The sequence below is a fragment of the Paenalcaligenes suwonensis genome (assembly GCF_011290505.1).
GTDB lineage: Bacteria > Pseudomonadota > Gammaproteobacteria > Burkholderiales > Burkholderiaceae_B > Paenalcaligenes > Paenalcaligenes suwonensis.
On sequence record NZ_JAANPV010000002.1, the window covers coordinates 95,104 to 108,063 of the forward strand.

At 50.2% G+C, this 12,960-nt stretch carries 12 protein-coding genes; 6 read left to right on the forward strand and 6 right to left on the reverse strand.

Annotation, left to right across the window (positions count from 1 at the left end; translation table 11 throughout):
• Positions 1-116: 116 nt before the first annotated feature.
• Both GY634_RS03655 and GY634_RS03660 read left to right on the forward strand, forming a co-directional pair.
• A complete protein-coding gene (locus GY634_RS03655) occupies positions 117-830 on the forward strand; it encodes a pirin family protein (RefSeq protein ID WP_166407233.1) in 714 nt (237 codons plus the stop codon).
• Between the two features lie 52 nt (positions 831-882).
• Positions 883-1,482 carry a nitroreductase family protein gene (locus GY634_RS03660; RefSeq protein WP_166407234.1) on the forward strand — a complete coding sequence of 200 codons (600 nt, stop codon included), beginning with the start codon at positions 883-885 and terminating at the stop codon, positions 1,480-1,482.
• A gap of 62 nt (positions 1,483-1,544) precedes the next feature.
• Here the strand turns inward: GY634_RS03660 and GY634_RS03665 are convergent, their stop codons facing one another.
• On the reverse strand, positions 1,545-2,834 hold the full coding sequence (locus GY634_RS03665) for an acyl-CoA thioesterase/bile acid-CoA:amino acid N-acyltransferase family protein (protein ID WP_166407235.1): 1,290 nt from the start codon (positions 2,832-2,834) through the stop codon (positions 1,545-1,547).
• Between the two features lie 300 nt (positions 2,835-3,134).
• On the opposite strand from GY634_RS03665, the gene bioB reads away from it, so the two are divergent.
• Positions 3,135-4,154, forward strand: coding sequence for a biotin synthase BioB (gene bioB / locus GY634_RS03670; RefSeq protein ID WP_166407236.1), 1,020 nt, complete (start codon positions 3,135-3,137; stop codon positions 4,152-4,154).
• Positions 4,155-4,165: 11 nt separating this feature from the next.
• Positions 4,166-5,029 carry an EamA family transporter gene (locus GY634_RS03675; protein WP_166407237.1) on the forward strand — a complete coding sequence of 288 codons (864 nt, stop codon included), beginning with the start codon at positions 4,166-4,168 and terminating at the stop codon, positions 5,027-5,029.
• Here GY634_RS03675 and GY634_RS03680 read toward each other — a convergent pair.
• The 5 genes from GY634_RS03680 to GY634_RS03700 form a co-directional block, all read right to left on the reverse strand.
• A complete protein-coding gene (locus tag GY634_RS03680) occupies positions 4,986-6,344 on the reverse strand; it encodes an MFS transporter (protein ID WP_166407238.1) in 1,359 nt (452 codons plus the stop codon). The two genes, GY634_RS03675 and GY634_RS03680, sit on opposite strands and share 44 nt — an antisense overlap.
• Before the next feature lie 101 nt (positions 6,345-6,445).
• On the reverse strand, positions 6,446-6,949 hold the full coding sequence (locus GY634_RS03685) for a peroxiredoxin (protein ID WP_166407239.1): 504 nt from the start codon (positions 6,947-6,949) through the stop codon (positions 6,446-6,448).
• 198 nt (positions 6,950-7,147) lie between these two features.
• Positions 7,148-8,473, reverse strand: a complete 1,326-nt coding sequence (locus tag GY634_RS03690; protein ID WP_166407240.1) for a TRAP transporter large permease — start codon at positions 8,471-8,473, stop codon at positions 7,148-7,150.
• Complete coding sequence (locus GY634_RS03695) at positions 8,470-9,090, reverse strand: TRAP transporter small permease (RefSeq protein ID WP_166407241.1); 621 nt, start codon at positions 9,088-9,090, stop codon at positions 8,470-8,472. The genes GY634_RS03690 and GY634_RS03695 overlap by 4 nt, the downstream gene beginning before the upstream one ends.
• A 136-nt stretch (positions 9,091-9,226) precedes the next feature.
• The gene (locus tag GY634_RS03700) at positions 9,227-10,213 is read right to left on the reverse strand and encodes a TRAP transporter substrate-binding protein (protein ID WP_166407242.1); all 987 of its coding nucleotides are present in this window, start codon (positions 10,211-10,213) and stop codon (positions 9,227-9,229) included.
• A gap of 183 nt (positions 10,214-10,396) precedes the next feature.
• Between GY634_RS03700 and GY634_RS03705 the strand changes: the two genes are divergently transcribed.
• Together GY634_RS03705 and GY634_RS03710 are read left to right on the forward strand one after the other, a co-directional pair.
• Positions 10,397-12,292, forward strand: coding sequence for a PAS domain-containing sensor histidine kinase (locus GY634_RS03705; RefSeq protein WP_166407243.1), 1,896 nt, complete (start codon positions 10,397-10,399; stop codon positions 12,290-12,292).
• Complete coding sequence (locus GY634_RS03710; protein WP_166407244.1) at positions 12,285-12,926, forward strand: response regulator transcription factor; 642 nt, start codon at positions 12,285-12,287, stop codon at positions 12,924-12,926. The genes GY634_RS03705 and GY634_RS03710 overlap by 8 nt, the downstream gene beginning before the upstream one ends.
• Positions 12,927-12,960 lie beyond the last annotated feature (34 nt).

The window sequence follows — 12,960 nt, forward strand, 5'->3', positions numbered from 1 at the left end:
AGCCAGTGATCACATCAAAAATGGAAAGGATGCTATTCCCAATTTTGGATTCTCAGCCCCATTCTCAGCCCGTACACTAGACACATGATAAAGATTGTTCTGACTAGGAGCCGCCCATGATTGAGCATCGTCCTTTTACAAGTTTAGGTGGCGCCAACCACGGTTGGCTAGACGCCAAACATCATTTTTCCTTTGCGGAATACTACGACCCTAAACGTATGCACTGGGGTGCCTTGCGTGTTTGGAACGATGATACCATCGAATCCGGCACTGGCTTTCCACCCCACCCTCACGCAGACATGGAGATTATTACCTATGTACGTGAAGGCGCTATCACGCACCAGGACAACTTGGGCAACCAAGGTCGTACCGAAGCAGGGGATGTGCAAGTAATGAGTGCCGGTACAGGTATCGTGCACTCCGAGTACAACCTAGAACCCACCACCACCCGCATCTTTCAGATTTGGATTATGCCTAACCAACGAGGTATTGCACCGTCGTGGGGCTCTAGACCTTTTCCTAAAGATGACCGTGCCAACCGCTTTGTTGTGCTCGCCAGCGGCTTTACAGAAGACACTGACGCCCTGCCTATCAGGTCGGATGCCCGAGTCGTAGGCGCTACCCTTAAAGCTGGTGAGAGCATTAGTTATGACTTTGCCTCACCAGAGCGTTATGGCTATCTGGTACTGGCCAGCGGCCAAGCAAAAGTGAATGACAAGCTGGTATTGAACGCTCGCGATGGCGCCGCCATTCACCAAGAAAAAACAGTACGTATTACGGCTATAGAAGACGCAGAGCTCGTAGTGGTAGATGCTCCAGCCGTAAATTAAAACGTTATTATTACCCGCTATTTTGACCCAACATAAAAACAGGAATTTTCAAATGAGTAACAGCTACCTTGCCGCACTAAAAAATCGTCGTACACAATACGCTTTGGGCAAAACACTGCCTCTGTCACAAGCAGAGGTCACCACGCTGATTCAAGACGCCATCCGCTTGTCTCCCTCTTCTTTCAACTCACAAAGCTCACGCGCTGTGATCTTGTTTGGTAAGGAAAGCGAGAAATTCTGGGAAATCGTCAAAGCCGAATTGCGTCGCATTGTTCCCGCCGAGGCATTTGCTCCCACCGAAGCTAAAATCAATAGCTTCGCCGCTGGCGCAGGTACTGTACTGTTCTACGAAGACCAAGACACCGTACGTGGCTTACAAGAAAAGTTTGCTGCTTACGCCGAAAACTTCCCTATCTGGTCCGAGCAAGCCAGCGGTATGGCTCAATTGGCAGTATGGACTGCCTTAGCAGACGCCGATATCGGTGCCAGCCTGCAGCATTACAACCCGCTGCCTGACGACGCCGCCGCTAAAGAATGGAACTTGCCTGCGTCGTGGAAACTACGTGCGCAAATGCCATTTGGTTCGCACGAGCAAGAAATTGGCGATAAATCCTTTATTGATGACGCAGAACGCTTCCAAGTGTTTGCATAATCACTTATTGAGTGTTTGCTGCTCAGCCTCTACAGCCCTTCATGTGAAGGGCTGTAGTCGTTTTAGCCTTGAGGCTTTGCACTCACTGTACGTAAAAATTGCAATACCGCTTTCCACGACTCACGCCCAGCTTGAGCATCCGCATAGGGCTGCCCACCCGTGGTACACAGCAATCTAGAGACAGGATGCAAATACGTCGCTTGCGAGGTAGGCACATAAGGGAAGCGTATCGCGTGCCCTGCATGCGGCGTATTCACCCACTGCACTAATGACGGGGTAGACCTTGACGCCAAACGATCTACCACCATCTTACAAAAACGACTAGCAGGCCACACACCATCGTCCGTCCCTGACAGTAGCAATACCGGCCCTTTAATGCGTTCCACTGGAATACGTGCCGCATCCATCGCTGCAATATCTTGCAGCGCTGTTTGTATAGCGAGCTCGTGCCTATGCGGCACGCTGCTATCAAAAGCCTCCCACGATGCATGTCTATTGTTCTGCCATAAGTGACACAGCGGCTCGCCATCCACCAACCAAGTAGGGGCCTCCCTACCCATTTCCGGGTCAGCCGCATTTTGTGAGCTGTGCACAAAAGCGCTGGGCGCAAACGCAATGACAGCTGACACGGCATTGGGGTACGTGGCAGCTAATAGCAGCGCCAGCTCCGCTCCCCTAGAAAAGCCACTGATTGCCACAAAATCGTGCGCAGGCTGCACTCGCTGGCGCAACCATGCCATCGCCTGCGTAAAGTATTCGAGATCGGTGTACGAGATGTAATCTGAGCGCCCAGGCACCCTAAAATACCCTAATGCCAACGCCGCATACCCATGCGAAGCATAGAGCGCAGCCTGATGCTCTTGCAGCCCGCCCTCTGAACCACCCAGCACAATCACAGCAGGCTTAGGTGTAGGGTCATCAGGCAAAAACAGCACGCCATACACCCCATCTTCTTCTACCTCTATACGCTTCACCTCTACCGCTATACGCTGCACCAACGTAGCGCTGACACTATTCACACCACTACGCACACCAATAGTGGTGACTAGCGGGTCAAATACAGACTGATTAAATACCTCACGCGCGGACTCTACCTGCGGCAATTGCGACCAAATCAGCCCCATAGCATCGGCCATATCATACGTACTGGCCTCGGCATCTGGCACTTGTTTGGCAAGCTCCACCATCCCTCTGTCATCTGCCATGAACTCGGCATAACTGGTCCAGCGCACACCACTTCTCACAGTGGACGCGCTAATCGCCACTTTTTCACCGGGAACCGCACCACGCAACGAAATCTGCCGTGGCACATCAATACCCGCATCCTCAGGTGTCACTACTAGATTGAGCATGCCATTCCCCCGTAATGATGAAGCACCTATAACCCCTGATGTTTATCCTATCAAAACCACCTTAGCTCGTAGCCATTTTGCCCTTTACTTACCTCTCTACGTGCGTATGTAGTATTTATTTACACCGATACGTGTAACAAAAGATAACAGTATTAGCGCGAAGTAAGGTCAAAAAAATGGGTATTTATGGCTATTTCCATGGTTTACACATTGTTTTTGCTCGTAATTTAAGAATGGGCGCTGCTTTTATTTGCTACACACTTACCTATAGTGAGGTCTACTTTTTCAAGGAGATTGAGCATGACCTCCCTTCACACTGCCCCGTGGTCAGTAAAAGCTGTTTTAGCCCTATACGAACAACCTTTCATGGACTTGCTATGGCAGGCCCAAACCGTGCACCGCGAACATCACGATGCCAATCGTATCCAGCTCTCTAGCTTGCTTTCCATTAAAACGGGAGGTTGCCCTGAAGACTGCTCGTATTGCTCCCAATCATCGCGCTATGACACGGGCATCAAAGCTGAAAAGCTGTTGGATAAAGAAGCCGTCATCGAAGCCGCGCTAAATGCCAAAGCCAATGGCGCAACCCGTTTTTGTATGGGTGCAGCATGGCGTTCGCCCAGTGAGGCACAACTGGATAAAGTCATTGAGCTCATTCAAGCTGTGAAATCGCTAGGCATGGAAAGCTGCGTAACCTTGGGTATGCTCAAACCCGGCCAAGCCGAACGGCTAAAAGAAGGTGGTTTGGACTACTACAACCACAACTTAGATACGTCGGAAGACTACTACAGCAAAATCATTACAACGCGTAGCTACCAAGACAGGCTAGACACTTTGGATCGTGTGCATGCAGCAGGTTTAAACACCTGTAGTGGCGGCATTGTGGGCCTAGGCGAGGATCGCGAACAACGCGCTGCCTTCATCGCTCAACTCGCCAATCGGCGCCCTTACCCTGAATCCGTGCCCATCAACCAGCTAGCCCCCATCCCCGGCACACCGATGGCAGACAATGCCGCCTTAGATGACCTAGAGTTTGTGCGCACCATTGCCATTGCCCGCATCACCATGCCCACCGCTGCCGTACGGTTATCGGCCGGTCGCTCTAGCATGAGCGACACCATGCAAACCCTGTGCTTTATGGCCGGCGCTAACTCTATTTTCTATGGTGACCAATTACTTACCACTGAAAACCCACAATTCATGGCAGACAAGCAGTTGCTGCAATCCTTAGGTCTAAACAGCCACTGCTACACTCAACCCCATGAACCGCACGCTGTAGCGCCTGCAGCAGGCCCACAAGCCGTGTTAGAGGCCCTGTAACCGGTATCATCATGCACCTACTTCTTTTCAGTATTGCCTGCAGTGTAGGCGTTTCAATTTTTCTGAAACTGGCACGTCGATATCAATTGGATGTGGGTCAGGCCGTTGCCATCAACTACCTGACCGCTATTACCCTCTGTGTGCTGCTGTTACGCCCAGATCCTATGAGCGTGCTATCTGGTAATACCCCCTTCTGGGTACTGGGAAGTTTGGGGCTACTGCTGCCTAGTGTGTTTGTCATCATGAGCAAAGCCGTGGAGCAAGCAGGTATTGTTCGTAGCGATGCTGCGCAGCGCCTGTCCCTGCTGATCCCACTGCTGGCTGCTGTATTTATTTTTGACGAGTCCATTACTGGCTATAAAGGCTACGGTATAGCCTTAGCCTTAGTAGCCTTGCTGTGCTTGTTATCACGCCCTAAAGTGCTAAACACACCCGCCGCCTTTACTCAGCCCACGACTCAGCACGCCACAACGTGGTTGCTGGTGGTGTGGTTAGGTTTCGGGATCATCGATATCCTGTTTAAACAGTTATCTAAAGCAGGGGCTCAATTTGCAGGCAGCTTGGTGGTCAGCTTTGCGATTGCAGGCGTAGTAATGCTAGCTTGGCTGCTGTTACAACGCACTCGTTGGTCACGACGTAGTTTGCTTTCAGGCATATTGCTGGGCGCCTTGAACTTCAGCAACATCTACTTCTATATACGTGCCCACCAGCATTACTCCGAGAACCCCACCTTAGTGTTTTCTGCCATGAACATTGGCGTCATCAGCTTAGGCACACTTATAGGGGCGGGGTTCTTTAAAGAAAAGCTCTCTTGGCTAAATATGGTCGGGATTATCTTAGCGATTGGGGCGATTCTGCTGCTGTTTCCTCGCTAGGTGATTCCATGGGCTCCGGTGGCGTAAACTCGTCTAACTCGGGGCCCTCTTCTTCGATCACAGGGTCGTGAGAGATATCACTGCTGATATCCACCCGTGGATCTAGCACCCCAGCCACACTGGAACCCTGTAGTTCCGGCATAGGCACAAACTCGGTAGGTGCGTCGGGGCTTAAATGCTCGCCAGTCACTTTCTGCTGACGTACCACCAGCACCAACGTTGCACTACACGCTGCTACAAATACGTAGAAGAGCGCACTGCTAACCTTGTTCATTAACACCCCTACCATTAAGGGGCCAATACAGGCGCCTAAGCCATACATAATATACAAAATGGCGCTTAAGCCCACCCGACGCTCGGGGTCTACGTTATCGTTCGCGAGCGCTGTGCCCAAGGGGTATAGCGTGAACTGCAAAACACCTATAGCGGCTCCTAAGCCTAGCAAGACCTGAAAGGGGATATCCAACCAGCCCCACAGCGGAATCGCCAGCGCCGTCAAACTAATCGCGTTAATACGTATGAGCGCGACGCGATTAAAACGGTCAGCCAACCACCCCACGGGCCACTGTGCTACCACACCAGCCGCCACGGATACCGCCACAAATAAAGCGGCCTCGTCGTTACCTAAACCTACCCGTACCCCATATACCGGTGCCAAACCATAAAACGAACCGGTAATCATGCCCGAGACAAAGAGCACCACCATAGACATGGGAACGCGCTCAAGATAGTAGCGTGCATTAATGGGAGCTGGCACTTGCAGCGCTGGGCTCATGCGTCGAGTTAGCGCTATAGGCACCAAACTGAACACCGAACATATAGCCACAAATACCAGCGGCTTGTAATCCAGTTCAGGGAACAGGGTCAGCACCACCTGCCCTAACACCGTACCTAAACTGGACATCAGCATATAAAACGCAAATACCACGCCGCGTTTTTCGTTATCTGTTTGTTCGTTTAACCAACTTTCTATACCCATGTATTGGGTAACCATGGCCGCCCCCGCTAGGAATCGCAATCCTAGCCATAGCCACATGTTATCTACCAGTATCTGCGCCAGAATACAGACGGTAAGCATCGCCGCACTGGCTGCATAAGCACGTATGTGCCCGACGCCAATAATCAACCGGTGACCAGCCCTCGCGCCCACCACCAAACCGAAGTAATACGCCGCAATCAATCCACCAATCCACACTTCGGATACGGACTGCTCTGACAATCGCAAACCAATAAAGGTATTGAACAAGCCAGAACCTGTTAACAACACCAACGTTGCCAGATACAAGGAGAAAAATGCGCCTACAGAGCCTGCCATGCCACGGTCCATTTTCTAAAAAATTGCCGACCCTGAGGTCGGCAGATTCACTTCATCTCTCACCCTTGATTTACGCAAAACCAAGGGGAAAGCAGTCTGCCCTACAGCTGTTTCAACAGCGTGTCGGCATCGCTACGCTCGTAGCCACCGCCGTCTTCCAGATTCAGGATTTTCACTACGCCATCTTCCAGCAATGCGGAATAACGACGTGAACGTACACCCAAACCTTTGGCTGTCAAATCTAGCTCTAGACCCAATTTTGCTGTCCAGTCGCCGCTACCATCCGCTAGCAAGCGTACTTTGCCTTCCGCGTTTTGGTCTTTAGCCCATGCACCCATTACAAATGCATCGTTTACCGCTACGCACCAGATTTCGTCTACGCCTTTAGCTTTGAATTCAGCCGCTTTAGCAATAAAGCCTGGCAGGTGTTGTTCAGAGCACGTAGGAGTGAAAGCACCCGGTACCGCAAACAGTACAATTTTTTTACCTGCTACGGCATCAGCTACCTGAAAACTATTAGGGCCCAGCGCGCATGTATCTGTCGCTGTTAGCACATATTCTGCCAATGTTGCGTTAGGGACTTTGTCGCCAACTTTAATTGTCATGGTTTCTCCACCTCATAAACCTGCATAAATTACGGCCATGCCGTTCACCAATGAGTATGATGCCGCATTCTGCGTGACAAACCGGTAGACGGCGTCAAAACATCCACTCACTCGTCTACATGATACAACAAGACCTGGTGGTGTCAGGCACCTACCAGGTCTTGTTTGTATCCAGTCATAACCTCTATATAGAGATTGCTATAGCCAGCCAGTCAGTCGTGGGAACCACAAGGTTACTTCAGGAATGAAGGTAATAATCATCAAGAAGGTTAGCCCTGTTAACAGCCATGGAATGGTGGACTTGGTGACTTCCGTTAACCCTAGCTTCGATATACTCGACGCCACATAGAGGTTTAACCCCACCGGCGGTGTAGCCAAGCCAATCTCCATATTGACCACCAGCATGATCCCGAAGTGAACAGGGTCCATGCCCAGCTTCATGGCTACCGGGAACAAAATAGGCGCCATGATCAGAATCAGACCAGACGGCTCCATCACCATACCAATAATCAGCAGCAACACGTTCACGAACAGCAAGAATGCAATCAAGCCCATGCCTTGATCCACAATCCATGCCGCAATGTTTTGCGGAATTTGCTCAGAGGTTAAGATGAAGGCAAACATCACGGCGTTGGTAATGATGTACAGCAGCATCGCACTCATCGCTGCCGATTCCAACACAATCTTACGCACGTCTTTAAGCTTAACGTCTTTGTATACCCAGACAGCGATCACAAACGCGTATACCGCACTGATGGCCGCAGCTTCAGTAGGTGTAAACACACCACTGTAAATACCGCCCATCACCACTACCACCAGCATCAGACCCCAAACGGAATCTTTAAAGGCAGCCCAACGCTCGCGCATGCTGGCTTTAGGCATACGTGGGTAATCCAACTTCCATGCACGATACATGGTGGTCATACCCAGCATACATGCCAAGATCAAACCGGGCACCACACCCGCGATAAACAACTGACCAATTGACGCTGTACCTACTCGCACACCATCTGGGCCTTCAACCATCATGCCACTGGTCGCTACCGCGTACATCACCATCACAATAGAGGGTGGCAGCAAGATACCCAGACCGCCTGAGGTAGACACAATACCGGTACCAAACTGCAGTGGATAACCTTGTTTGGCCATCGCGGGAATCATGATGGAACCAATCGCAGCAACCGTCGCAGGAGACGAACCACTAATGGATGCAAACAGAGCACATGCCAATACGGCAGCCAACCCCATACCACCGGGCAAGTGACCCACCATTGAGGACGCAAATCGGATCATCCGCTGCGCCACCCCGCCATGCGTTAAAAAGCCCCCCGCCAAGATAAAGAACGGGATCGCCATGATCTCAAACTTCTCAATACCGGTGAACAGCTTGAGAGCAATACTGTCCATGGGCACGCTGGTCATGGTGAACAAGAACGTCATCACCGTCAGACCTAGCGCAATGGATACCGGCATCCCAGTGAGCAGCAGTACGCCTAGCAACGCGAAAATAATAAAACTGGTCATGCGGATTCTCCGTCTTTCCTCATATCATCCAACCACTCTTCGCCAGGCTCTTCATGCTCGTACTCACCCTTGGTCAAGAATGCGTACAACGCCTGCAAGAAACGGAAACACATCAACGCGGAACCCGCTGGTACAGCAAGGTAGACAATCCACACTGGTACTTCTAAGTCAGCCGATACCTGGGCTGTTTGGCTGATGTCATACACAAAGCTGCCACCAATCCATGCCACCAACGCGGTAAACAGCACACCGCCCAGCAACGAGATCACGATCAATACTTTGCGTTTGCTGGGTGACACCGCGTTCACCAGCACGTCCACACCCACGTGAATACCTGTACGTACACCGTACGCTGCACCAAACTTTGCCATCCAGACAAACAGGTAAATACACAACTCTTGCGCCCACAGCATATTCACGCTCACTACCGAACGGTAGGCAGAGCGCAGCATGGATGCCAACTGTGGATAATCATGTGATCTGGACCACGCGACCATATCCGCCAGCAAAGACACTGAGTAACGCTGCGTCACGGCGACGAAAATAATCAGCACGGCCGCAATCATTAATAAAGAGATAAAAATCTCTTCAAACTTATCTAAAAAACGTAGAAACATGGCTTCTCCGAGACCTGTATACCCCGCGTAGCACTGCCATCGCGGGGTGTGGTCAAGCCTATAAGATGTGGTCTATACCACCGACCTGAAAACCAGAAAAACTGGCGCTGTCTCGCGCCAGCTCATCATTTGGTTTTTATTCAACAGCTTTGTAAACCGCGTCAATGGTTTCCTGACCAATACGGGAAGCCATTTGCTCATGCACAGGACGCAACTGTGTGATCCACTCTTGACGCTCTTCGTCGGTCAAATCGTAGAACGTGGTTTTGCCAGAGGCTTTCATCGCTGCCAACGACTCATCGTTTTCTTGCTGAGCGATCTCGTTTGCGTACTCGGTGGCTTCTTCCATCGCACGCTCTAACTGAGTACGTGTTTCTTCATCCAAGCCTTCCCAGAACTTCTTGTTCACGATAACGGCATAACCCAAGTAACCGTGATTAGAGTTGGTAGCGTGCTTTTGCACCTCGTGCATTTTCTGGGTGTACATGTTGGATGGTGGGTTCTCGGTACCATCTACCACACCGGTTTGCAGGCCTTGGTACACCTCGGAGAACGCCATTACTTGTGGCACGGCATCCAATGCTTGCATCTGGGCTTCCAATACTTTGGAAGACTGAATACGCATTTTCAGGCCTAGGAAATCATCCGGTGTGTGCAAAGGAGAGTTTGCACTCATGACTTTGAAACCGTTATCCCAATAGGCCAAACCTTTAATACCTTTTGGCTCTAGCTTAGCCAATAAGTCTTTACCTACTTGACCATTAGTGACTTTACGCAGATCGTCTTTGCTTTCAAAGATAAAAGGCAAATCGAATACTTCAAATTCGCGCACGCCCAACGGACCAAACTTAGCCAAGGAAGGAGCCAACATTTGTACAGCACCTAATTGCAAGGCTTCCAGTTCCTCTTTATCCTTGTAAAGCTGCGAGTTTGGATAGACCTCAACCACTACGTTACCGCCGGTATACTCTTCGGCCAGTTGTTTGAAACGATCAGCACCCTTACCTTTAGGTGTGTCAGGAGCTACAACGTGACTGAATTTGATCACCAGCGGATCAGCCGCCCATGCGCTGGTAGCCATTAGTGCTGAAGCAACCAGTGTCAGCGTAAAGATCTTTTTCATTCTTTCTCCTCCATGACCCTGCAGGTCTATTTGCAAGTGTTATAAAAAACAGATAACCCGCAGAGTAAAAATATTTTTCCCCTTCCTCTATTGTGGAAATCCGAAGTAAGCACCTATATGCGTATTTTTAGCAGCACTTTTCAGGGTAAACACCTAAGCGGTTCATCCAGGTTTAATGCCTTTATGAGCTACGCGCCTATTTTGGCTATAGTCATTATCGTGATTTTAATTACGCTGTTTATTCTGTTATTACGCAAAGATAGGGTGGATGAATTACGTACCAAACTGATTGAAGATGCATTATGGGTAGAACAAAACTTGTTTTTCCAGCTACGTACGCATGAAGAAAACGTAGAACGACTTGCCCAAGAAATCAGCAAAGGCCAAGACCCCGACGTCCTGCTTACCCGCTTGCAGCACGTCAAAGACATACACCCTGAGTTGCAAATCATCAGTTGGTTTGACGTGCAGCGTGACGAACCGCTGACCTTGCCGCGTGGCTATAACGCTCAATCACCTACCAACCCTCTACCGCGCTTTAAAAGCTGGTTTCCTGCTCGTAAAGACGACCAATTAAACGAAGTCCTAGTCGATTTCCAAGCACCTATTTTTGGGGCCAACAACCAGCCTACGGGCTTGCTGCGTACCTCGCTGTCGCTCAACCAACTACTCACTAGCCAAATACCCTGGTGGGTGGCCGGTCAGTACGAGATTGTCTTGGTGGACAACAACAGCGACCGAGTTATTGCACGGCGCGTGAACACGGCACTTAAAACCAGCGAACTCAGCTACAGCATGTCGGTAGATCCGCCCTTACATGGCGTTCGCCTACAGTTAAAACCCTACACCTCTGGCTCTACCTCTACCCAAACCCTACTCATCATTGTGATTGTGGGGCTGGCCATTTTTGCCATCATCAGTTTATTGGTGCAGTACTACTATGCCCGTAAGCGCCAGCAAGCCGAACAAGCGTTACTGGATGAGCAAAACTTCCGGCGAGCCATGGAAAACTCCATGACCACGGGCATGCGTGCTCGCGATCTCAATGGCCGCATTTTGTATGTGAATCCGGCTTTTTGTCAGTTAGTGGGTTGGAAAGCTGACGAAATTATTGGTCTGTCGCCCCCCATGCCCTGGTGGCCGCCCGATATGGTGAACGAGACCCTAGATAGGCACTATCAACAAAACCGCATGCCTACCGCTCAAAGCTTTGAGACACGCTTCCAGCACCGTGATGGTTCTATCTTAGACATACAAGTGCATGAAGCCCCCTTGATTAACAATCAAGGCAGACACATGGGTTGGATGGGTTCCATTATTGATATTTCTTCGCGTAAAGCGCAGGAAGAGCGCACCAGCCAACAAGCCGAGCAATTACAAAAGACAGCACACTTAATGAGTATGGGAGAGGTCGCCTCTACCCTTGCTCACGAGCTCAACCAGCCCTTATCTGCTGTGGCCAGTTATGCGGCGGGTTGCCTAAACCTATTAGAAGACGGCGAGACAATCAGTCACGATGACTTACGTAGCGGATTAGAAAGCCTAGCAGCCCAAAACCGACGCGCTGGCGAAATCGTGCGCCGCACGAACGACTTTGTGCGCAAGCGTGACCCGTTGCTGAAACTCGAGGAACTGCGCCCCATTATTTTGGATAGCCTAAGCTTTATTCATAACGAGCTGCTGAAACATAAAGTACGCACCACCCTAGACCTCCCCGAGGCTAACCTCTATGTCATGGCGGATCGCATCATGATTGAACAGGTACTGTTCAACTTATTACGAAATGCGCTAGAGGCACTCAAGAACCAACCAATGGATCAGCGTAAAATAGATATCAACGTACAAACACGAGGCCAACACGCATTAATTGCCGTCAGCGATCAAGGCCCTGGTGTTGCTGCTGACATGGTGCCTTTGCTGTTCCAGCCTTTCTCTACCAATAAAACCAACGGAATGGGTATAGGCTTAAATATTTGCCGATCCATTATCGAACTTCACCGTGGCACGCTGTGGTATGAAACGCCTGCCACTCACGGTGCCACCTTTGTCTTTACCTTACCGCTTGCCAAACATGACTGACGCACGTTCACCAGCCATCGTACACATTATTGATGATGATCAGGCTATACGAGATGCCCTAGCATGGTTGTTTAAAACCCGTAAAGTTCCTACCGAACAGTGGGACTCAGGCGAGAGCTTTTTACAAGCTTGGCACCCAGAGCTCAACGGCTGTTTACTGTTAGACATCCGTATGGAAGGCTTATCGGGTTTAGAAGTGTTTGATCAACTTTGCGAAAAAGGGGCCACCCAACCGGTGATTTTCCTGACAGGGCACGGCGATTTACCCATGGCAGTAGCATCGTTAAAGCGTGGTGCGGTGGATTTTATTGAAAAGCCGTTCAACGACAATGAACTGGTGGATAGAGTGCTAGAGGTGCTGCACACCTACCAGCTTAACCGTGACGAACAACAACGTCAGCAACAATGGAACGATAAGCTAGCCTCATTATCATCACGCGAAAAACAAGTACTACAGCTAGCACTGCAAGGCATGCTGAACAAGCAAATAGCCGAAATGCTAGACGTGAGCATGCGCACCATCGAAGTGCACCGCGCCCGTATTTTAGAAAAAACCGGCACCAAAAATCTCTTAGAACTTGCACGCATCTGTGGGAACGAAAGCTTCTTGATTGAAGATAACCTCGAATCATGAGCGACTTCAATGCTCTACTGAAATGACATGCCTA

Excerpts from the sequence above, each read along its gene's own strand:
- GY634_RS03655 (WP_166407233.1), top strand. The coding sequence starts at position 117 with ATGATTGAGCATCGTCCTTTTACAAGTTTAGGTGGCGCCAACCACGGT.
- GY634_RS03660 (WP_166407234.1), top strand. The coding sequence starts at position 883 with ATGAGTAACAGCTACCTTGCCGCACTAAAAAATCGTCGTACACAATAC.
- GY634_RS03665 (WP_166407235.1), bottom strand. The coding sequence starts at position 2,834 with ATGCTCAATCTAGTAGTGACACCTGAGGATGCGGGTATTGATGTGCCA.
- bioB (WP_166407236.1), top strand. The coding sequence starts at position 3,135 with ATGACCTCCCTTCACACTGCCCCGTGGTCAGTAAAAGCTGTTTTAGCC.
- GY634_RS03675 (WP_166407237.1), top strand. The coding sequence starts at position 4,166 with ATGCACCTACTTCTTTTCAGTATTGCCTGCAGTGTAGGCGTTTCAATT.
- GY634_RS03680 (WP_166407238.1), bottom strand. The coding sequence starts at position 6,344 with ATGGCAGGCTCTGTAGGCGCATTTTTCTCCTTGTATCTGGCAACGTTG.
- GY634_RS03685 (WP_166407239.1), bottom strand. The coding sequence starts at position 6,949 with ATGACAATTAAAGTTGGCGACAAAGTCCCTAACGCAACATTGGCAGAA.
- GY634_RS03690 (WP_166407240.1), bottom strand. The coding sequence starts at position 8,473 with ATGACCAGTTTTATTATTTTCGCGTTGCTAGGCGTACTGCTGCTCACT.
- GY634_RS03695 (WP_166407241.1), bottom strand. The coding sequence starts at position 9,090 with ATGTTTCTACGTTTTTTAGATAAGTTTGAAGAGATTTTTATCTCTTTA.
- GY634_RS03700 (WP_166407242.1), bottom strand. The coding sequence starts at position 10,213 with ATGAAAAAGATCTTTACGCTGACACTGGTTGCTTCAGCACTAATGGCT.
- GY634_RS03705 (WP_166407243.1), top strand. The coding sequence starts at position 10,397 with ATGAGCTACGCGCCTATTTTGGCTATAGTCATTATCGTGATTTTAATT.
- GY634_RS03710 (WP_166407244.1), top strand. The coding sequence starts at position 12,285 with ATGACTGACGCACGTTCACCAGCCATCGTACACATTATTGATGATGAT.